The organism is Vibrio sp. 2134-1, from assembly GCF_033339495.1.
The window spans coordinates 1-677 of the sequence record NZ_JAWOUS010000471.1; the positions used below are offsets into that span (position 1 = coordinate 1).

The following is a 677-nucleotide window of genomic DNA, read 5'->3' on the forward strand; positions in this document are numbered from 1 at the left end:
TGCGCAAGGTGAAATGGTGCCGTTTTCGGCGTTTGCAAGTGGTGAATGGACGTATGGTTCACCACAGCTTCAACGTTTTAATGGCCTAGCCGCGATGAACATTCAAGGTGGCGCGGCTCCAGGTGTCAGTACGGGTGAAGCAATGGCTGAGATTGAAGCGATGGTTGAGCAGTTACCAGAAGGCTTTACGGTGAACTGGAACGGCATCTCTTATGAAGAGCGTTTGTCCGGCAACCAAGCTCCAATGTTGTACGCGTTGTCCATTTTGGTCGTGTTCCTAGTACTTGCTGCGTTGTATGAAAGCTGGTCTGTACCGCTTGCGGTCGTGTTGGTTGTACCTTTGGGCGTATTAGGCGCTGTGCTCGCAGTACTTGGTCGTGGAATGGACAACGACGTGTTCTTCCAAGTGAGTTTGTTAACCACAGTGGGTCTGGCTACGAAAAACGCGATTTTGATCGTTGAGTTCGCGAAAGAATATTACGAGAAAGGTGCAGGTCTGATTGAAGCTACACTGCACGCGGTGCGTGTGCGTCTTCGTCCAATCATTATGACGTCCTTGGCGTTTGGCTTGGGTGTGGTTCCGTTGGCAATCAGTGCTGGCGTGGGCTCTGCTGGTCAAAACGCGGTAGGCACTGGTGTGCTTGGCGGCATGATCAGTGCGACCTTGCTTGGTATCT

1 protein-coding gene is annotated in these 677 nt (G+C 51.8%); it reads left to right on the forward strand.

Annotation, left to right across the window (positions count from 1 at the left end; all coding sequences use genetic code 11):
- Positions 1-677: efflux RND transporter permease subunit (locus tag R7R78_RS26680; RefSeq protein ID WP_225474679.1), on the forward strand; the 677-nt coding region annotated here is incomplete at both ends.